The sequence below is a fragment of the Nonlabens ulvanivorans genome (assembly GCF_032922765.1).
GTDB lineage: Bacteria > Bacteroidota > Bacteroidia > Flavobacteriales > Flavobacteriaceae > Nonlabens > Nonlabens ulvanivorans.
Genome location: NZ_CP136694.1, coordinates 902162 through 924271 on the forward strand (window position 1 = coordinate 902162; position 22110 = coordinate 924271).

Consider the following 22110-nt stretch of genomic DNA (forward strand, 5'->3'; position numbering starts at 1 on the left):
TACTAGTTATAATGGCAACTTTAGTGGGGCCAATTGTACAGTATTGGTTTTTTAAATTTCATGTTGAAAACGATGAGCTAATTATCCAAAAAGGATGGATTTTTAAAAAGCGTAAAGCAATTCCTGTAGAGCGTATACAATCCATTAATATCACACAAAATATTGCGCAGCGCGTTCTAGGTCTGGTTGCTGTAGAAATTGATACAGCAGGATCTAAAGCAAAAGAATTAGAAATACCTGCGCTAGATCGACATTTTGCTGAGCAGCTTAAGGCATTATTAGGACGAGAAAAACAAAAGAAAGCTGTAGAAGCTAGTCCTATCACTTATGTCGAAACGTCTGATACAGAAGACATCCCTTCTGTAAAAAATGATTCCAAAATTATTTTGCAATTGAGTTTTATAGACCTATTAAAAGTTGGTATAACTCAAAATCATTTGCGCAGTGGTGGACTTGCTATAGGAGTGGTTGTAGGTTTTTGGTATAAAATTAAAGATGTTGTAGAGAATTTTTTTGGTGATATTTTTGAATCTGTAGATGTTGATATTGAACAAGCCGTAAAACAACCAGAAGCTTTCGGTTCATCAATTTTATTAATAGGAATAGGAGCTATTATTATATTTATAATAGCCTCAGTAGTGGTGAGTTTAGTAATGTCGATTAATAAGTTTTATGATTATAAAATGGAATTAAAAGATGATTATCTAGAAGTAAGAATGGGCTTACTGAGTAAAAAAGAAATTAAGATTCCATTATCTAAGATTCAACTTTTAGAATTTCATTCCAACCCATTACGCAAGCTTCTTGATTTTAAAACTGCTCGCATTTATCAAGCGCAATCGCAAAACAATCAAATATCTAGTGTAGAAGTCCCGGCATGTCAATCAGTTTTACAATCTCAATTACAACACCTCATTTTTGAAGATACATTAGAACAGCCAAAGAAAGAATTGTTAGCAAACCCATGGTCTCATGCGAGATTAGATATGTACATCGCTAGTATTTTTGGTTTACCGTTGATTGGTATAGCTATATTTTTTGAGTTTTACTGGGCTATTTTTATACCAGTTGTATTTGTTGGTATAGTAGGAGTCATGGCTTACCAGTACGGTAAGTATAGTAAACTTACCAGAGATGATGATTTTATAGTTTTTTATAAAGGATGGTTATTTAATTCCATCATAATCTCACCAGTTTATAAAACACAAGCGGTTGAGAAATGGCGCAGTATTTTTATTAAACGTAGAGGAGAAGCTCATCTTAAAGTACATACTGCTGGTGGCTCTAGAAAACTTAAATATCTGAAAGATGAAGATATTAACGCGATGCAAAACGATATTAATAATCAAGTCATCCAATCTAACAAAAGCTGGATGTAGTCCTTATGGGTACTGTCTAGTGTCTGTAATACCAGCAACCATCCATTTATCATCTATGTAAATTAATGTAAAAACGTTAGTCCCGTTATGTGTGAATCCTTTATTCATATAAAACTCATAACTAGTACTTACCGTGGCAATATCAACACTATTTGTGGTTTTTATTTGAATTAACCGTTCTTCAAAACTTACACTGTCAGGAATTTGAGCAATACCTTTAAGAAAATCATCGACAGTAGTATCTATCACTCTTCTTCCATTACTCTCAGATATGATCAGTGAATTAATTGTTACCTTATCGGCCATCATTTCTCTCATTGCCAGTGTATCTTTTTGATGAAAATATTCAAAAAATTTTATAACAGCATCTGCAGGTTTAACCTTTTCTACTATGCTTACTGTAGTAGTAACGCTGTCTGTAACAGTAGGTTGTTGAGCAAACGCTTTCGCGAAAGCGAGTATCATAAAACCTATCAATAATAAAGAGCTTCTCATGTTGTCTTATTTAGTGTGGTAATATTAGTATTTTTACTAAATATATATTGCCAAAATTATGTCAACTGCAAAAAAAGAGTACAAAAGAATCACAGTAAAATCCCTTACTGAGATGAAACGTAATAATGAGAAAATATCGATGCTTACCGCTTACGATTATACAATGGCGCGCATTATAGATAATGCTGGTGTAGACGTTATTCTTGTAGGCGATAGTGCTAGTAATGTAATGGCAGGTCATGAGACGACTTTACCTATAACGCTAGATCAAATGATTTATCATGCAAGTAGTGTGGTGAGAGCTGTAGAGCGATCGCTGGTTGTTGTCGATTTACCTTTTGGTAGTTATCAGAGTGATCCCAAAGAGGCGTTGCGTAGTGCTATTAGAATCATGAAAGAAAGTGGTGGGCATTCTGTAAAACTAGAAGGTGGTAGTGAGGTTAAAGACTCCATTAAGCGCATATTGCATGCAGGTATACCAGTGATGGGACACTTAGGCTTGACACCGCAATCGATTTATAAATTTGGAACCTATACTGTCAGAGCAAAAGAAAAAGCAGAGGCAGAAAAGCTTAAAGAAGATGCTCTGGCATTGCAACGTTGGGGTTGTTTTGCCATTGTTCTGGAAAAAGTTCCCGCTGCATTAGCACAAGAGGTAGCAGACAGTCTTACCATTCCTGTGATAGGAATAGGAGCTGGTAGTGGTGTGGATGGTCAGGTGCTGGTTTCTCATGATATGTTTGGTATGACTCATGAGTTTAATCCTCGCTTTTTAAGACGTTATTTAAATCTTTATGAAGAAATGGGTAATGCTGTAGGTCAATATGTAAAAGATGTGAAGGATGTTGATTTCCCTAACGATAAAGAGCAATATTAACTATCAATAGTGCTTTTTAAAACCTTTAAGTCTGCTGGATTTTTAATTCCATTTTCTGCATCATGCATCATCAATTTTAATTGATGGTCTAATGTAGCTTTGTTATTATTACTAAGGTTTTTACATTTTTTCAAACGATTCATCATTTGAATTAACGACATCATTACCGTGAAATCATGGCTGCAGTAATTTCTATATGGCGCAACGATATTATGCATGAAATGATCAAATGGAATAATAGATAGTTTTAAAATGGGTTTGTTATCATTCATGATAATGGAATGATCAGATTTTTTTAATCGTACAGCAAATAGATCAGTAAGAAAGTTAATGGTATTAATAGCGGTTCCAGGATCATTAATTCCCGGAGACATTGCTTTAATACCTATTTCTGTAATTTGTTTAAAGCCTAATACATAGTTGTCTTTTACAATTTCTGATTCTTGATATAAAAAGTTTTTAAGTATTTCGTCAATTTCCTCTTTGTCCAGGTCTTTATTGCATTTAAATAAAGGACTATCCATGATAAGGTATTCACCTTTATGAAATAATACTTCTAGTTGGATATCATTATCGGCACAATAACTTTTTAAACTTGTAGAGCTTATGTTTTGAATAGTTCCGGACTGTATAGAGTTGTAAGTTTTCCAGTTTTTACTATCAGGAAATTCCTTTTTACCATTATCATGTTCAATCTCAGTTTCTAATTGACTTTTTGAGTTTTGGTATATATTATTAAGAATATTATTGATTTGTATGCTGGTAGAAATACTATGTATAAAGTAAACAAATGCTGCTAGTGCAATTAATGCTGTTATGATACCGATGAGTACTGAAAAACCAGGTATCTGATAATCTTTTCCAGATGGTTCTATACCTATAATGGTTATGATATTGTATATTATACTAGATAAAAATGCCCCTAAAATTACCTGATGAGTTTTGTTAGAAATCAGACTAGGTAGAACTCTGGGAGAATAATTTGTTGCGGCTTGACTCAATAAAAGCATTACCATTGAAAATGAAAAAACTAATATACTAATGCCACCAGCGATAAGCGTGGTTAATATATTTCTTGCCGTTTCAATATCATTAACTACTAATGGGGAAAATGAATTTTGTAAATATCTCGATATACCGATGGATTCTAACCATTTCATAAGAAATGCAAATCCTAATGCTAGAACAGCATATAAAGTAGGGTAGAAGGCAATACTTCCCGTAATAGAATTAAAAAATGATTTTATTCTTAGATAAATGAATTTCATTACCTCAATTTAAGGCTAGATAATATAATAGCTGGTTAAAATAATCACAACTATCCTAATTTGAAATTATAGGTCATTAATCCATACGTGATAAAATGTAAGAAAGGTGGCTCGCCATTGAGTCTCATTGTGTTGTGCTCCTTTTTCTTCAAGATAAGTAACTGTGGCGCCTTTGCGAAGTGTCAAATCATGCATACTCTTCATGTCTATTAACATATCTTTTCCTTCTTCTGTTCCTGCTGCAAAAAAATAATGTTGATTTTTTATTCCTTCAATTTGGTCTATGAGTTGAAAGGATTTTTTGCTCCACCAAAATGATGGAGAAAATATACCTGCTGATTGAAAAAAATTAGGATGTTGAATCGCTGCATAATATGCAAATAAACCTCCTAAAGAACTACCAGCTATGGCAATTTTATTCCTATTGATCTTTAATTCAAATTTTGCTATGGTCTCTGGAAGCGCCTTTTCCATAATCCATAGCAGAAAGTTTTCTGCATCGCCACCACCATATTTTTCATTTTCAAAAGGAGTTAATTCTTCCATACGCAACTCGTTGCCATGATCTATGGCAATCACAATAGATTGCTTATTCTCTGGAAAAGAAGCAATACTTTCGTCTACATTCCACTCACCAGAATAGCTCGTCTGTTCATCAAACAGGTTTTGCCCATCTAACATTACTAATAGCGGTAGTTCATTTGTTTGATAATTATCAGGAAGATATAATCTAACCTTACGATAGTCTTCTTTATACTGGACAGAATCAATGATTATTTGCTGAGCAGATATAATATGAGACATAAGCAAGCAAAGAATGTATAGAAATTTCATAGACTAATCAGATTAATTATAGACAGTTACAAATATAGACTCAAATAAATCTATTAAATTGCTTACTGAAAATCAAAAGAATGACTTATACTCTAGAAGAAAAGAAAGCCATATTGAGTGAACTTATTATTATGGCACATGCTGACCAGCACATTAAAAAAGAGGAAATAGCTTTTATTCATGCAATAGGTAAACGACTAGAGTTGGATGAGAAGGAGTTATCACACATGTTGGAACATCCTGAGGAGTTAGAAACTATGATACCCAAACAATTTGTAAAAAGAGTAGTGCATTTTCATAGACTTATGTTGATGATGCACATCGATGGCCATGTAGATGCTGCTGAATTACAGTTATTATATCAAACTGCTTTAAGATATGGGATTCGTAAATCAACTGTAGATACCTTACTCAATACCATGGAAAAGTATCCACATGGGGAGATTCCACCTTCTGAATTGATGTCCATTCATCAACGAAATCATAATTAATTGACATAACGTCATGATTTAATTGAAAAACCACGACATTATGACGTGGTTTTTGTGTTGGTATTAGTTTTGTCTAATAGAAAGCAAGTTCAACTTTAAAAATAATAATTATGAAACTTGCACATAGAACAACAACAAACAACTGGTTACCATCATTAATTGATGAAATGTTTACTAATGACTATATGGGTGGTACTGCGCCGATTAAATCATGGAATCCTGCGGTTAATATATCTGAGGCAGATGACAAATTTGAATTAGATATGATCATTCCAGGTTTTAAAAAAGAAAATATTTCTATCGAGGTTGATCAAGATGTATTAACCATCTCTTCTGAAGTAATTAACGATAAAGAAGAGAAAACAGAGCAATTTACACGTAAGGAGTTTACGTTAAAATCTTTCAGTCGTAGCTTCAATTTGCCAGATACGGTAAATAAAGAAGATATAGCAGCAGATTATAATGATGGTATCTTAAATGTTGTACTTCCTAAAAAGGAGGAAGCATTACCACAGCCTAAGCGTATGATTACATTGAAGTAATAACGGATAGAGATTGTGAAGTTACAAATGCTGCACAATTGAAAGTTAAGAGGTTTTTTTGGTTAGTTACAAGTCCTTCTACTTAACGTAAGGCAAAAAAAATCCCAGCCGATAGGCTGGGATTTTTTTATTTTAATTTCTTAGCAAATCAATAATATACCAGTTGGTTCCATCACTCTGAATGGTAATTGTTCTTACTCCACCTCCAGAATCATTCAGTCCGAACGTACCGAAAGTTCCTGATCCTCCTGGATATAGAAAGTCATTTCCAGAGGCTGTTACTACTAAATTATTGGATCCATCGGCCAAAACTATTATATACATTTGACCAGCATTGCTGGTAACAGCATCTGGTATACTAATATCTCCAGAAATTATTAAAGTATGATCTGTTGATAGTGCGGTTCCAGTATTTATTGCTCTAATATTAGTTTTGAAACCGGCAGAATTTGCATCACTCCAACTTGCTGTTCCAGATCCGTCTGTGGTTAAAACTTGACCGGCATTTCCAGAAGTAGTAGGCATGTCATATCCGTCGGTAGCATCCTGATTTCTTATGGCAAAACTTCTACCTTGAAACCAACCCGAGTATGAATTTTGTGAACCATCATTAATAACTGTACTATGTACGCCATATCTTATTCCTGAACTGTTTGTATTTCCTGTTACAGATTTAATTCCATAGGTAGTTCCTACTGCTGTAGAGTTTCCATCAACGATATTATGTATTCCGTAATTTTCTACGACACTACTATTATTTATTAAAACAGTATTTTCGATACCTACATGACTACCTGTTCCCGTGTTACTGATACTTAATAGAGCGCCAGCTTTCTGTCCGCCTGGTGTACTAGAATTATTACCATTTAATAAAGATGTGTTAGTGCCCATTGCTGTACTCGAATTTCTGTTTTCAAGATCTAATAACCTTTTATCTCCTCCAGCAGGTGTTTCATTTTCTATACTTACAATTGCAGCATTGGATGAGTCTTGCCCAAAAGCTGTGCGTCCGATTCTATAAGAATCAGAAGATATATCAACAGTAACATCTGTTATGGTACCTCGATCATAAAATGCACCATTACCACTAGCACTCAATATATCAGTTACATTTTGAAAAGAGCTTCCATTACTAAAATAGAATCCTGCATTTATGCCACCTTCGAGATATAATATAGTACCCGATGGAGCTATAGTAGCAGGTAACGTGGTTACTTTCGGAATTATGATTCCATTATGTTCACCTGCAGATAAACCAGTTCTGGCCATAATTTCTAAATCAGCAGTTGGAGCAACGGTTCCGATACCGACTTGTGAAAATCCTATAAAGGAAAGTAAAAGTGCAATTAATAGTATATTTGGTTTGAGCATGATGAGTGTTTTAAAGTATTTCAATATACTTGAAAACTATGGGTTTACATAGGCTCAATAGTCTTGCTTCTAAGGTTCTAAGTTCTTAATCGTGATTTATATCGATATATCGAATTAAAACGTTAAAAACCGATTAAAATCGTTGAAAAAGATGATTTTTTTTAATGAATAAGTAAGTATTAAGCTTCTTTTACTTTTTCTTGTAGCATTTTAATCTGATCTCGCAGTCTCGCAGCCTCCATAAAATCTAATTCCTTTGCTGCTTTTTCCATTTGCTTGCGTGTATCCCTTATTTTTTGTTCTAGTTTATCCTTACTTAAATAAGTAGCTTCTTCTTCAGCAGCAGCTAGATTAAGAGATTTTTCGATGGTATATGTTGCTTCACGCTTTTTAGTAAGAGCTGTTTCTAAACTTTTCTTGATCGCCATAGGTTTTAAACCATGAGCTTTATTGTAAGCAATTTGTTTGGATCTTCTATATTCAGTCTGGTCTATGGTCTGTTGCATGCTGTTTGTAATCTTATCTGCATAAAGAATTGCTAGTCCATTGACATTACGTGCGGCACGTCCTATAGTTTGTGTTAAAGATCTATTATTTCTTAAAAAACCTTCTTTATCTGCATCTAAGATTGCTACTAATGACACCTCTGGTAGATCTAATCCTTCTCTCAATAAATTAACTCCGATTAGTACGTCAAAAATACCACTACGTAAGTCGTGCATTATAGCAACACGTTCTAAAGTGTCTACGTCACTATGGATATATCGACATCTTATAGAAATACGCGACATGTATTTCGTTAATTCTTCAGCCATTCTTTTAGTAAGTGTAGTTACTAAAACACGTTCATTAAGATCAACACGCTTTTGAATTTCTTCTACTAGATCATCAATTTGATTTTGACTAGGTCTCACTTCAATAATCGGGTCTAACAGTCCTGTAGGTCTTATAATTTGCTCCGTATATACACCTTCAGTTTTTGCAAGCTCATAATCTGCTGGTGTTGCACTCACATATAAGACTTGGTTTTGCAGCATCTCAAATTCTTCAAATTTTAAAGGTCTGTTATCCATTGCTGCAGGCAAACGGAAACCATAATCGACTAAATTTTCTTTCCGAGAGCGATCACCACCGTACATAGCACTTACCTGAGGTACGGTAACATGACTCTCATCAATAACCATTAAAAAATCTTCAGGGAAATAATCAAGAAGACAAAAAGGTCGTGTGCCTGGCAATCGTCCATCTAAATAGCGACTATAGTTTTCAATACCAGAACAGTAACCCAATTCTCTTATCATTTCTAAATCAAATTCTGTACGTTCCTGAAGTCGTTTAGCCTCAAGCGGTTTTCCTATTTCTTTAAAATAATCAACCTGCTTTATCAGGTCTTCTTGTATGCTGTGTATAGCATTTTGCAATACATCTGGTGATGTAACAAACATATTTGCAGGATATATGGTGATTTCTTGCCATTGTTCCATCAATCGTCCATCGACAGGATTAAAAGTTTCTATTAACTCAATTTCATCGCCAAAAAAATGAATTTTAAAGGCATAATCTGCATAACTCGGAAACACGTCAATCGTATCACCATTGATTCTAAAATTACCTCGATTAAAATCTGCAGTGGTTCTAGAATAAAGGCTTTGAACTAGTTTATGTAATAATTGTGTGCGAGCTATAACTTCATCGCGCTTTAGTCTAATAACGTTTTTCTGAAACTCAACAGGATTCCCTATACCATATAAACAAGATACAGAAGCCACTACAATAACATCACGACGACCTGATAATAGGGCAGATGTAGTGCTCAATCGCATCTTTTCAATATCCTCGTTTATAGAGAGATCTTTCTCAATATAAGTACCACTACTAGGTATAAATGCTTCTGGCTGGTAATAATCATAATAAGACACAAAATATTCTACAGCATTTTCTGGAAAGAAAGCTTTCATTTCAGAATAGAGTTGTGCGGCTAGTGTTTTATTATGTGAGAGGATTAATGTAGGACGCTGTGTTTGTTGGATCACATTTGCCGCAGTAAATGTTTTACCACTACCTGTAACACCTAAAAGTGTTTGATATTGATCTCCATTATTGATTCCTTCGACTAATGATTTAATCGCTTTAGGTTGATCACCTGTGGGCTTAAATTCTGACTGTATCTTAAATTTCATGTGTTGTAAAAATAAGATTTTTTGAATTCCGCTTTCGCGAAAGCGAAGTTAAAAACTTACCTCTTTAAACTAAAATGTCCTCTAAAAGATTGACCATCATTTAGCACCACCTTAAACCAATAATCGGTACTAGGCATCGGGTTTCCATTGTATGTACCATCCCAACCGATACCAGTAGGAGAGAGCTGTTTTAATAATTTACCAAATCTATCAAATATAAATATTTGTGCATCGGGTTCGGTTTCTATGGCAATTACTTGCCAGTAATCGTGAAATCCATCTTGATTAGGTGTAAAGAAGTTAGGTGCTGCAATTATTGTTGCTGGAGCAATTACTTGATCACAGCCATTTAAAGAACGTACATAAACATCATAATAACCTGGTAATAAATTAGCGAAAACTGGTGACGATTGATAAAAGAAGTTATCGATGCTATATTCCCATGGGCCACTACCGGTAACACTCACTTCTATTCGATTGTCTCTTAAAGTAAATTGTCTTACCTCAATATTGGTAATGACTGTAGTTTCATAATTTGAGACTGTGATGGTTTCTGTATCTGTACATCCATTATCATCTGTAACGGTTACCGTATAATTGCCTGCCGCTTGAACATTTATACTGCGCGTTGTTTCTCCACTATCCCAACTATACTGGTTAAATCCAGGAGTTGCTGCTATAGTGACCACATCATCTACACATTTAGTTATATCTTCAGGTAAATCAACCACAGGATGCGGAAAAACAGTAATTTGTAATGGTTCAATTGTGTAACAAACTTGCTGTTGATTATTTTCTAATCGTGCCCATATCATGGTTGTCCCAGAATCAATATTATTAGGTAGTGCATTGATATTTTGTTCTGCCTCCATCATACTATTGTGATAGCTAATAACAAATGTTGATGGTTGATTGCCTAACACTTGAGCATCGATGGTTGATAAATCAAAATTTTCGATTCCGTCGTTACTCTCATCATCACACAATTCATAATCATTTAAAAGATTAATTTCTGGCTGTTGTATTAGGTTAATGGTAAAGTTATCTATGGCATAGCAGTTCGTATTATTTACATTTTCAATTCTTAACCATATTGATTCATTGATCGTATTGTTATCATAAAATGTGTTAATCGAATTTGAATTACTCATTGCGTCGCCCATACTATTGTGATATGAAATATCAAATACTATAGGGTCTTGAGTTCCTAGAGCTTGTAAACCGGCAATATTAAGATCAAAATTTTCTACATTATCATTATCTATATCGCACAAGTACAAATCATCTATATTATTAATTATAGGTAGAGGATTGATAATAATATCGAATGCTGTAGTAGCATAGCAACCGTTTGAGACACTACTATCTATTCTGGCATAATATGTATCACTTATAGCATCATAACTATCTGGTAAAGCATTAAAATCATTTTGTGCATCTGTAAGTGTTTCATGTATGGTCACTTGAAAATCTGTACTGGATTGAGAGCCTAAAACAGTAGATCTAATTGGCACTAAATCTAATGTTGCTATTCCATCGTTGCTCATATCATCGCAAATTATAATATCACTGACTGTATTTGTTACAGGTTGTGGTACTATAGTGATTTCTTTACTGGTCGTATAATTGCCTCTAATTGTATCAATACTCAGTGTCACATTAAAAGTACCAGCACTATTGTAAATATGTGTTGGGTCTGGTAATGTTGATGTGTTATTTAAACCGCTAGAAGGATCTCCAAAATCCCAAATAACACTGCTGCCAGGACAGTTTGCAATATCATCTGCAAAAAACTGACTAGCGTCTGTTTCACAAGCTTCTATAAAGGAGAAAGACGGATTAAAAAAGGCATTATAGAATGGAGGCAATCCTTCATTCACTTGTGTTCCTGTAGCGACTTGTACACCATCAAACATAAAATTACTAGCAGCGCCTATCTGATTAGGGGTATTAATAACACTTAACCATTGTGTAGATTTACGGGAATAGTAAATTTTATTATCTGGGCCTATTTGTAAAGCGCCGCGTGCAACATCATCTGTAAAATCTGTAGGATCTGTACTATAAATTGTTAAAGGACTGTCTTCAAAATTAGAAGCGTCCAAATTGTATTGTAGTAAAATACGATCTCCATCATTTCCATTGCTTTGAGTATTGATATCCACATAAATTTTTCTAGAGTCAGGAGAAAATTCAGCACCGTAAGCTTGATGTGTTAAGGGGAAATTGAGTCTTACTGAATTACTAACCAATCCAGTACTATTGTCAAAGTCAAATAACCAAGCACCACGACCAGTCTGTCCTACTATTCCTGGAGTTACCGGTAATTGAGTCATGATTGCTATTTTTGATCCATCTGGTGAGATTCTTAAATAACCTCGACGATCGTCTGCTTGAACATTATTGAATGTAGAGGTAACGGTAGCACTTAAATCCATACCGCTAGATGTTAATTTAAAAGCGTAAAAGGTATCAAATAAGCCAGAACCTATAACATCTTCTGCATAAGTAACAATCCAAGCATCGCCATTATCTGTAACTGCTGCAGCTACTTTTTCAGTGCTATCTGCAATCAAATTAATGTTTTTTTGAGAAGGAATTATATCACCTAGTCCACCGTTAAGGGTCATATCCACCACACTATAATTAAGTCCATTTCTAGGGTTAAAATCACCTACCGTAAAGATGTAATACAAATCTGGTGTATCTGGCTGTGGTATTATTAATGCAGATTGTGAACTAGATGGATCTCCTAATAAGTTCATACCATTAGGCATGACCATATGATTTTGATTCCATACGGTAATACCATCGGTATAAAAGAGTAGGGAACCACAAGCATCTGCAATGGATGCACAACCTTCATTGGTGCTCAATTGCCCTAGATTATTGGGAATAGGTGTACCGGTATTAAAGTCTAATCCTGCATTATTCCCAAAAAACCACCAGTTTGCTTGATTCTGACTATACGAAAATAACGATAGTAGAAGGAAGCATGTATAGAATAGGTTCTTTTTCACAACTATAAAAATATGGAATTGTTAGTTAAGATTATTTCCACTTTCGCGAAAGCGTGTTTAAAACTTAGATTCATAAAAAAAAGCGAGCCTAAGCTCGCTTTTTTTATATAGATTATTGGGTTATCTCTTCAGGGCAAAGTGTCCTTTAAAGCTACGTCCATCGCTTAGTTCTACTAAATACCAGTAGTCACTAGATGGCATTGGGTTACCATTATATGTTCCATCCCAACCGATTCCTTGTGCATCGATTTGCTTGATGAGTTTTCCATAACGGTCAAAGATGTAAATATTTGCATCTGGAACGGTTTCTATGGCAATTACTTGCCATGTGTCGTGGTAACCATCTTGGTTAGGAGTAAAGTATGGTGGTCCACCTATTATTACAGCATCCATAGATACGGTTCCACAACCGTTTTTATCTTTAACATAAATCGTGTAGTATCCAGGATACAGATTGTTGAATCTAGGACTGTCTTGGTATACAAAATCGTCTAGTGAATATTCATAATCACCGCTACCTGTTACGATAGCTGTAAGTTGATTTGTATTTACTTCAAACTGTCCGATGTCGATACGTTCTATCACGGCTACATCAGATTCGATTACCGTGATCGTTGCTGTAGAATCACAACCGTCTGCATTGAAAACAGTCACGTCATAATCACCACCTTGATTAACGGTTATGGTTTGTGTCATTTCTCCTGTAGACCATAAGTAGCTGCTGTATCCTGCACCTGCATCTAGCACTTCATCAATTCCTGCACATATAGTGATAGGTCCTTGATTTGCGATGACTGGTCTAGCAAATACTTCAATTCCAAAAGTAGAAGTATCATAACAATCGGTATTCACATTGTTCTCAATTCTTGCATAAATAGTTTGCGATTGAGATACATTAGTGTATGGGAAAGTAAGTGCATTTGCACCACTGTCTGCATTTGCTTGAGAGGTGTGATAAGTAACTGTAAAGTCTGCCGCAGACTGTCCATTTAAAATATCTACATCTACATTACTGAAATCAAATTCCTCAATTCCGTCATTGCTTACATCATCACAACCACGTTGATCTAATGCTACTCCAGCGGTAGGTTGCTCACTTACTGTAAGAGTAAAGCTAGTGGTATCATAACATTGCGTATTAGTATTACTTTCTATTCTTACATAAACAGTTTCTGGTGTCGTCGTACTACTTGGGTAAGAAGCAGGTAGTGCTGCTGTATTAGCATCAGCATCTGCTTGAGATGGGTGATAAGTAATATTAAAGCTAGCAGCATTTTGTCCGTTAAGTACTTGAGCATCTGCATTGGATAGGTCAAAAATTTCTGAACCATCGTTACCAGCATCATCACAGGCAATCATGTTTTGAACAGCATTTGCTGTAGGTGTAGGACTTACCACAAACTGGAATGTTGTTGTGGTATAACAATCGTTATTATCTCCATTATCTATTCTTGCAAACAGGTTAGGTGTCGTTGTACTCACTGTGAATGGACTTGCTAGTGGCGAAGCGTCATTATCAGCATCTGCTTGTGATGCGTGATAAGAAACAACAAAACTAGGATTAGTCTGTCCATTTAGAATTTCAGCATCAAATTGTGAAAGGTTTACATCTTCCACACCATCATTTGATGGATCATCACAAACTACCACATCTGCTGGAGTACCTGCAATAGGTAAGTCATCTACAAAGATGTCAAAGCTTGTGGTGTTATAACAGTCTGCATTTGCAATAGTTTCAATTCTTACAAAGATGGTATTGTCTCCACTGTTGTAAGGAATAGCTAATGGTGTCGCACCACCTACAGAACCTAAGTCAGCATCTGCTTGAGAGGTGAAGTATTCTATATTAAAGTTAGCTGCTGTTTGAGCTCCTAGAACTTCTACATCTTTAGTAGAAAGATCAAAGTCTTCTAATCCATCATTTGAAGCGTCATCACAAATTCTATATTCAGTTACTGTATTTGCAATTGCTTGTTCATTCAAGATTATATCAAAGGACACTACTGATGCACAAGTCTCATTGTCTGAGTTGTCAATACGAGCATAAACGGTTGTAGTACCTAAGCTTACTTGATAAACACCTGGTAGTGGACTCGCGTCGTTATCAGCATCTGCTTGAGAAGCGTGATAGCTTATTACAAAAGTAGTTTGTGTCTGACCATTTAACACATCTGCATCAAATTGAGATAAGGTGATATCTTCTATTCCGTCATTGGTAGTATCGTCACACAGGACTAAAGTCATCGGTGCTGCGGCAACAGGAATATCATCTACTACTAAATCAAAAGAAGTTGTGTCGTAACAATCTGGAGAAGTTGCATTTTCAATACGCACATACATCGTTTGTCCACCACTGCTGTAGTTAAAAGCAACTGGAGTAGCTCCACCTATGGACCCCAAATCAGCACCTGCTTGAGAGACGAAATATTCAATGGAAAAGTTTGCAGCGGTTTGAGCACCTAGAACTTCTGGATTTCTAGAAGCTAGGTCAAATACTTCAGAGCCATTGTTTGAAACATCATCACATAAACGATATTCCATTACTGGATTTGCTACTGGAGCAGGATCTAGAGTTACTGTAAATGAAGTTGTTTCAAAACAAGCGCGTGAAGCAGCATTTAGATCATTAGTTATACGAGCATAAATGGTCGTTATATTTGCCGTAAATGAATATGGCATTGCTATCGGGTTTGAATTATTATCAGCAGCGTTCTGAGTTAAAAAGTAAGTCACTACAAAAGAAGGATTAGTTTGGGTTCCTAGAATTTGTGGCGTTTCTAAAATTGTTAAATCATAATCCTCGGTATTGTCATTATTCACATCACAAATAACAACATTAGTTACAGGATTAGCCACTGGGATCTCATAGATACTGATAACATCAACAGCTGTATTAGAATAGAATCCACTTGTTACAGTAAGTGTTACCGTATAATCACCAGGAGCTGGGAATGTGTGAACTGGATTAAAGGTATTATCTGTAGTACCATCACCAAAATCCCAATTTACCGTCGCTGTAGTACAAAGACCACTACCACTAGAGTCAAACTGAATAGGAGTACCATCACAAAAATCTGTTTCCGGATTATTGTTTCCACCACCAGATCCCATGTTAGCATCCGTAGCTAAAAAAGAAGGTTCAAAGAAGGAAGTAATAAATGGAGGTAAACCTTCTCTACATCTCATACCTGCAGGTAGAACGACGCCGTTATGAACATAGTTTGCTCCAGTACCAATAGCGTCAGGATCTCTTACCACTCCTAAACTTTGAGTATATGTTCTAGCGTGATAAATTTTACCATCAATACCTAATTGTAAAGCACCACGACCTTCGCCTACATCAGTACTTAAAATAACAGGCGCATTTTGCCAACCAGCAGCTCCTTGAGTATCGTATTGAAGTAATTGCTTGGAATTATTTGTAATATTTCCGTTACCACCGTTATTTGAATTAGCGTTAACGTATAACATTCTACTATTTGGCGAAAATTCAGCACCATAATATTCATCAGAAGTACTACCTGGATTAGTCAAAGTAATTGGATTAGAAACAACACCATTAGTATTATTAAAATCACAAACCAATAAAGGATCACCTACACTAGTATTAACAATTTTAGTAGCATCTGGTGATAACCTTAAATATCCTCTACTATCATTTAGACCATTAGAGGCCGCGATAGGAGAGGTTATTACTCGTGCAGGATTAGTATCTACTAGACCACCACCAGCCTGCCATGCTGTATAAGTTCCGTTATCAAATCCAACTATCCAATATCGATCACCGTTATCATTAAGAGTTGCAGTTACCTTTTCTTGAGTACTTGTTAGAAGTGATATGTTTTTTCTACCTGGTACAACATCTCCTAAACCACCATTTAAATTCATATTTACAATACTATATTCTAGAACTTGAAATACAGTAATTACAAAATATACATTCGAATTAGTCAAATCAGGTATAATAATGGCCGATTGAGCACTAGTTCCATTTCCAGATAATCCAAATCCATTTGGCATCTGTGTTCCATTTCTATCCCATACTTGACTTCCATCACTATAGAATAATAAGTTACCACATTCATCAGATATAGTAGAACATCCTTCAGTAGTAAATAGAGAGCCATTAGGACCTGGTAGTGGTACGCCTGTAGAAAAATCTAATGATGCGTTTTCACCAAAAAACCACCAAGAGGCTTCACCTTGGGCATTTGATAAAAGCGGTAGAATAAATAAAAAAGCGAGTAAAATCTTTTTCATAAGAGTAAGTTTTGAGGTTGGGAAATTAAGTTAATTTTATGAGTTCTATGAACCTATAAATTCATCGTTTAAAGGTATTGTCACTACCTTATTAACATTTTTAATTATCCCGTTTTTAATCAGTTAGTTAGTATATTATTTGATAGATAGATGTATTAATTGTTAAAAGGTTGCGTCATCGATCTTATTTTTTTAGTTCTTTTTATGAATCATAAAGATAGTAGGCCTTTTGTGCAAATCAGGCACTTGTTTTTTCCATAAATTAACAGACATAGTTTTAATGAATTCTGTAGGTAAAGTAATGTCACAAGCGATACAAACCTCAGTACTAGGATGAAGCTGTAATAGTAATTCTTCCATCATTTTATTATTTCGGTATGGCGTTTCTATAAACAATTGTGATTGTTGTTCATTAAAAGAACGACTTTCTAGTTCTTTTATTCTTTTACGTCGCTCCATATTATCTATGGGTAAGTAACCGCAAAATGCAAAATTCTGGCCATTTAGTCCACTAGCCATCACTGCCATTAATATGGAACTAGGACCTACTAGTGGTACGACCTGAATCCCTTTTTGATGTGCTATTTTTATTACATCAGCTCCAGGATCTGCGACTCCTGGTACGCCAGCTTCACTCATCACGCCCATATCATGGCCTTGTAAACATGGTTCTAAAAAACTTGGGATTTCTGATGGGTCCGTATATTTGTTTATAGAAAATAGAACGAGTTCTGGCTGTGGTTTTGATGGTACGACACTTTTTATAAATCGACGTGCTGTTTTTTCATTTTCTACCACGTAATGGTTGATGTTTTCTACCACTTTTTTAATAGAAAGAGGTAGTACTTCAAAAGGATTGATATCTCCTAATGTGACAGGAATAAGGTATAATTTTCCTTTATGATCCATGATGATATTTTTCATATACGCTTTCGCGAAAGCGTAATATTAATACTCTATAATTCTTTTAACTTTCTTATGTCTTAAATAACTTTGTACTATATGCCTCGAATCGAGATTATTTGAAAGTGGAGTGATAACTTTTTTAAGAACTTGTGGATGTGTTACTTGAAATTGTAAGTCAACAAAGCCATAGCCTAAAACGATTCCATCTTCTATCATAATTGCACTGCGCTCTGTAGCCTCGCGACCATTGTCAACGATAATAATATTCTTATTTACAAAACTGTTTTGATCAATAATTTCTTGAACTCTGTTGTTATAAGATTCTTTGTCTTCTTTTCTTATACAAGCACCTAAGCATTTTTCAATAGGATAATTTTCACAACTTGAATCAGTTTTTTCAAGTCCCACCAGTTTCTTGCATAGTTGATGTTCAGAAGCCATTTTTTCTAGAAAGTTCTTACCAGATTTCAAAGAGCTGAAGCTGGTAATGTAGCCCATATCTTTTCCTATATTTTTTACTGTCAGATTTATATAGCCATGATCATCGATAAAAGAATATAGGCCGTGAGAAAAGTTCTTTCTTTTTAATGGTTTATTAAACTTAGGCTTGTTCTTTTTAATTTCAACATTCTCTTTAAGTAATGCGATAAGTTCGTTACCAGTTTTTTCAAATGAGATATCGGTAACAAGTTTCTTGATCTTTTTCTGTTTGGGTTGCGAGCTGGTAAAAAGTTGCGTGATTCTTTTCTTAATATTTTTACTTTTGCCTAAATATATTAATTCATTATCCTGATTATAAAAGTAATAGACACCTGTTGTTGATTCAGATTTCTCTATTAATTTTTTAAGGTTAGGCTCTACTTTTTTACGAGTTTCTGACTTAAGGCTTGTAGAGATAATTGTTTTATCAGTATCCTTTGCCATTAACATTTTAAATAACTTAACTGTAGCAAGTGCGTCACCAGTAGCTCTATGTCTGTCTGTTATAGGTATGCCTAGAGAGCGCGTTAATTTACCGAGACTATAGCTGTCTTCCTCGGGCATTAATTTTTGTGCTAGTTCTACCGTACATAACGTTTGTGTTTGAAATTCATAACCTAGTCGTTCAAACTCTATGCGTAGCATACGGTAGTCAAAGTTTGCATTGTGTGCGACTAACACGGCTCCATCCATTATTTCAATCACACGTTTTGCAACTTCATAAAATTTAGGAGCACGTACTAACATTTTGTTATTAATACCTGTTAGCTTAACAACAAAAGGTTGAATTTCTTTTTCTGGATTTACTAGACTAGCAAATTGATCTACAATTTCATGTCCGTCAAATTTATAGATGGCAATTTCTGTAATGCCTTCTTCATTAAATTTTCCTCCTGTAGTTTCTACATCTACTATTGCGTACAAATGGATATAATGTTTGTGAATTGAAAATAAAAGAGCCGCGCACGTGGCGCAGCTCTATAGTTTATATTAAGTAATTAGATTTTTGAATTACCATATATAAGGTCATAAAGATCTTTATAACGTGCCTTTATGATACGTCTTTTAAGTTTTAAAGTAGGAGTGAGGTGTCCTTCTTCAATAGTCCATTCTTCTGGAGTCAGTTCAAATTTCTTTATACGTTCCCAGTTTCCAAACTTAGCGTTATAGATATCGATTTCTTTTTGGTATCTATTGATAATACGTTCTTGTGAACATAAGTCTTTCCAATCGTCATAGACTATTCCTTTACGTTGTGCCCAATCTGCAAGAAATTCAAAGTTGGGTTGTATAAAGGCAGCTGGCATCTTTTCACCTTCACCTATAACCATAATTTGTTCTATAAAACGACTTTGCTTCATAGTGTTTTCTATTAATTGTGGAGCGATATATTTACCACCAGATGTTTTGAACATCTCTTTCTTACGATCTGTAATTTTAAGGAATCCTTCGCTGTCTATTTCGCCTATGTCTCCAGTATGAAAGTATCCATTTTCATCAATGGCCTCGGCAGTTTTTTCAGGATCTTTATAGTATCCCATCATGCGCTGTGGTCCGTTAATAATAATCTCACCATCTTCAGCAATTTGAACATCAGTATTCGGTAATATTTTACCAACGGTACCTATTTTGAATCCACCGTTTCGTAAATCATTTACCGATATTACCGGAGAGGTTTCTGTAAGACCATAACCTTCCATTACAGGAACACCAGCGGCATTAAACACTCTTGCCAGTCGTGGCTGTAAAGCGGCGCTACCACTAGCTATAGCTTTAAGATTACCACCTAAGGCTTCTTGCCATTTTGAAAAGATTAGTTTTTTAGCTAGACCTAACTTTTTCTCATACCACCAACCGTTTGCTCCATAAGGTTCCCATTCTAGACCCAACTCTACAGCCCAAAAGAATAATTTCTTTTTCACACCAGTTAGGTCAGCTCCTTTTGCAATGATTTTATCGTAAACTTTTTCAAGTAATCGAGGCACAGCACTCATTACTTCTGGTTGTATTTCTTTTAAATTATCAGAAATCGTTTCAATAGACTCTGCAAAGTAAATTCCTGTGCCAGTATAAGTGTACATATATTGTAGCATGCGCTCATAGATATGACATACCGGTAAAAAGCTTAATGCCTTTGATCTACCTAAATCGATAGGTAATCTAGAAGCACTAGTAATCGCATTGCTAGATATGTTTTTATGAGATAACATTACACCTTTAGGTCTTCCTGTGGTACCAGAGGTGTATATTAGAGTGGCTAAATCGTCTTCTGTGATTGCTGCCATTCTTTTCTCTAGTTCTGCTTGATGATCTTGAGAAGCACCCAATTGTTTTACTTCGTCCCAGTTTTTACAACCTGAGATACTATCAAAACTATAAACTTCAATTAGAGAAGGTACTTGATCTTTAATGCTTAACACTTTGTTTCTTACTTCATCGTCAGAAACAAATACATACTTAGATTCACTGTGATTAAGCACATATTGATAATCTTCTTCAGAAATGGTAGGGTAAACTGGTACATCTTGTGCGCCAGTTTGCATGATACCTATATCTACAATATTCCATTCACTTCTATTAACAGAAGAGATAATAGCAACTTTATCATTAAGTTGTACACCTAGTTCAATTAAACCTCTCGATATCTCGTTTGCTTGATCTATAAAAGATTGGGTGGATGTTTTTTTCCATTCACCGTTATATTTTGTTACCAGCGAATCTTCTCTAGGAAAATTTTTAAGCTGATATAAGGGAAAGTCAAATAATCTTTTTACCTGCATGTTGTCCATTTATATTTAATCTGGCTAAATATAAGGAATAGGGCGGTTATTAAAATGACAATTTTTAAAATTAAATTAACGATTAATGTAAAAATATCCTGCCAAATCTTCTTGTTCTGGTAATTTTAGAACGTAATAATATGTTCCAGCGGCCAATTCTTTATCACTTTTAATGGTTGCATTTGCATTTGCAATACCACCAAAAGAATTGTCATAGTTATCTTTTTGGTATACTAATCGTCCCCATCGATTATATATATAAAGTTGATTTCCAGGTAGGGCTTCAATACCTCGTATAATTAAAGTATCATTTAAACCATCACCATCTGGTGTCATACCGTTATACACTACGATTTCATTTCCTGCTTTAAGGATAGACGCTATAGTATATATTTTATAATCATTGGTATTAGGTATTCTTGAGGTAATAGTTCCATTGTTTAAATTTCCCGTGGTGGTGGTATTTCCCAGATTTACCCAAATTTTTTGAATATCATCCCATCCCGCAATTCTTAAATCAGTTAAATTGTTTGCCGTCAGGGAAACGTTACTAGAATTAGTCCATGTAAGTGTTAGATCTAGGTCTTTAAAACCATCAAAGTACCAAAACTCTACTGTAGATATTACATCTAAACTAGGTTGAAAGCTACTGGTGTCAAAAGAGTTTGTAAATGTCGTAGGTACATTAGGGTCTTCTTTAAAATAAGCAGCAGCATAGGTAATAGAATTATTGTAATTGTCAATGATAAGCGGTTTTATTTCAAAATCATCGCCGATAGGGAAGCTAAATTCAAAATCACCATTAAATTGAGCATATCCATCCACATGTTCATTATTACCTTCATCATTATAAATATTATCGTCAAGAAATTTGAATTTAACATCAGGATTGATTCTAGGAGTATTAATCCTTCCATTTGTAAAAAATACTTCTTCGTTGACACCTATAGAAGTAAATAGATTGAGATCATCTTGAACATCAACTTCAAAGTTTTCAAAATTCATTTGATTCAACCCACTAAAGCTGAGAGGATTATTTTGATTATAAAAACCAGCAAAGCCTTCATTTTCTACTGAATCACCATCATTAATGACATCGATATGAAAACCTATCTGACCATTATTATGGACTTTTAAATTTCCATAATTTGTAAGTGCTGTTTGTGCTTTCGCGAAAGCGAAAATTAAAAACATACTTATAAAAATGATAGTTCTCTTTTTCATAAT

General features: G+C 34.8%; 15 protein-coding genes. 4 read left to right on the forward strand and 11 right to left on the reverse strand.

All coding sequences use genetic code 11. The features are described from left to right. The first annotated feature begins 11 nt into the window (after nt 1-11). Nucleotides 12-1379, forward strand: a complete 1368-nt coding sequence (locus tag R1T42_RS04180) for a PH domain-containing protein (protein ID WP_317291416.1) — start codon at nt 12-14, stop codon at nt 1377-1379. Nucleotides 1380-1382: 3 nt separating this feature from the next. Here the strand turns inward: R1T42_RS04180 and R1T42_RS04185 are convergent, their stop codons facing one another. After that, nucleotides 1383-1874: a nuclear transport factor 2 family protein gene (locus R1T42_RS04185; protein WP_317291417.1), complete on the reverse strand. Its 492-nt coding sequence runs from the start codon at nt 1872-1874 to the stop codon at nt 1383-1385. A gap of 58 nt (nt 1875-1932) precedes the next feature. Between R1T42_RS04185 and panB the strand changes: the two genes are divergently transcribed. Next, nucleotides 1933-2751, forward strand: coding sequence for a 3-methyl-2-oxobutanoate hydroxymethyltransferase (gene panB, locus R1T42_RS04190; RefSeq protein WP_042296876.1), 819 nt, complete (start codon nt 1933-1935; stop codon nt 2749-2751). On the opposite strand, the gene R1T42_RS04195 is transcribed toward panB, so the two are convergent. Beyond that, on the reverse strand, nt 2748-4019 hold the full coding sequence (locus tag R1T42_RS04195) for a DUF2254 domain-containing protein (protein WP_317291418.1): 1272 nt from the start codon (nt 4017-4019) through the stop codon (nt 2748-2750). The two genes, panB and R1T42_RS04195, sit on opposite strands and share 4 nt — an antisense overlap. A gap of 66 nt (nt 4020-4085) precedes the next feature. Continuing rightward, on the reverse strand, nt 4086-4853 hold the full coding sequence (locus R1T42_RS04200; protein ID WP_317291419.1) for an alpha/beta hydrolase: 768 nt from the start codon (nt 4851-4853) through the stop codon (nt 4086-4088). A gap of 80 nt (nt 4854-4933) precedes the next feature. On the opposite strand from R1T42_RS04200, the gene R1T42_RS04205 reads away from it, so the two are divergent. Both R1T42_RS04205 and R1T42_RS04210 read left to right on the forward strand, forming a co-directional pair. Then, complete coding sequence (locus R1T42_RS04205) at nt 4934-5344, forward strand: hypothetical protein (protein ID WP_317291420.1); 411 nt, start codon at nt 4934-4936, stop codon at nt 5342-5344. Nucleotides 5345-5454: 110 nt separating this feature from the next. Next, complete coding sequence (locus R1T42_RS04210) at nt 5455-5886, forward strand: Hsp20/alpha crystallin family protein (RefSeq protein WP_317291421.1); 432 nt, start codon at nt 5455-5457, stop codon at nt 5884-5886. Between the two features lie 132 nt (nt 5887-6018). Here R1T42_RS04210 and R1T42_RS04215 read toward each other — a convergent pair whose 3' ends face one another. From R1T42_RS04215 to R1T42_RS04250, 8 genes are all read right to left on the reverse strand, one after another. Further along, nucleotides 6019-7257: an autotransporter outer membrane beta-barrel domain-containing protein gene (locus tag R1T42_RS04215; protein WP_317291422.1), complete on the reverse strand. Its 1239-nt coding sequence runs from the start codon at nt 7255-7257 to the stop codon at nt 6019-6021. Between the two features lie 179 nt (nt 7258-7436). Next, nucleotides 7437-9437, reverse strand: a complete 2001-nt coding sequence (uvrB, locus tag R1T42_RS04220; RefSeq protein WP_317291423.1) for an excinuclease ABC subunit UvrB — start codon at nt 9435-9437, stop codon at nt 7437-7439. A 56-nt stretch (nt 9438-9493) separates the two neighbouring features. Then, on the reverse strand, nt 9494-12457 hold the full coding sequence (locus R1T42_RS04225; RefSeq protein ID WP_317291424.1) for a T9SS type B sorting domain-containing protein: 2964 nt from the start codon (nt 12455-12457) through the stop codon (nt 9494-9496). A 120-nt stretch (nt 12458-12577) separates the two neighbouring features. Next, on the reverse strand, nt 12578-16717 hold the full coding sequence (locus R1T42_RS04230) for a T9SS type B sorting domain-containing protein (RefSeq protein ID WP_317291425.1): 4140 nt from the start codon (nt 16715-16717) through the stop codon (nt 12578-12580). Between the two features lie 192 nt (nt 16718-16909). Further along, on the reverse strand, nt 16910-17626 hold the full coding sequence (locus R1T42_RS04235; RefSeq protein ID WP_036578894.1) for an SAM-dependent methyltransferase: 717 nt from the start codon (nt 17624-17626) through the stop codon (nt 16910-16912). Nucleotides 17627-17665: 39 nt separating this feature from the next. After that, nucleotides 17666-19027: an exonuclease domain-containing protein gene (locus tag R1T42_RS04240; RefSeq protein ID WP_317291426.1), complete on the reverse strand. Its 1362-nt coding sequence runs from the start codon at nt 19025-19027 to the stop codon at nt 17666-17668. 74 nt (nt 19028-19101) lie between these two features. Beyond that, nucleotides 19102-20883: an AMP-dependent synthetase/ligase gene (locus R1T42_RS04245; RefSeq protein ID WP_317291427.1), complete on the reverse strand. Its 1782-nt coding sequence runs from the start codon at nt 20881-20883 to the stop codon at nt 19102-19104. Nucleotides 20884-20958: 75 nt separating this feature from the next. Further along, nucleotides 20959-22107: a gliding motility-associated C-terminal domain-containing protein gene (locus R1T42_RS04250; protein WP_317291428.1), complete on the reverse strand. Its 1149-nt coding sequence runs from the start codon at nt 22105-22107 to the stop codon at nt 20959-20961. Nucleotides 22108-22110 lie beyond the last annotated feature (3 nt).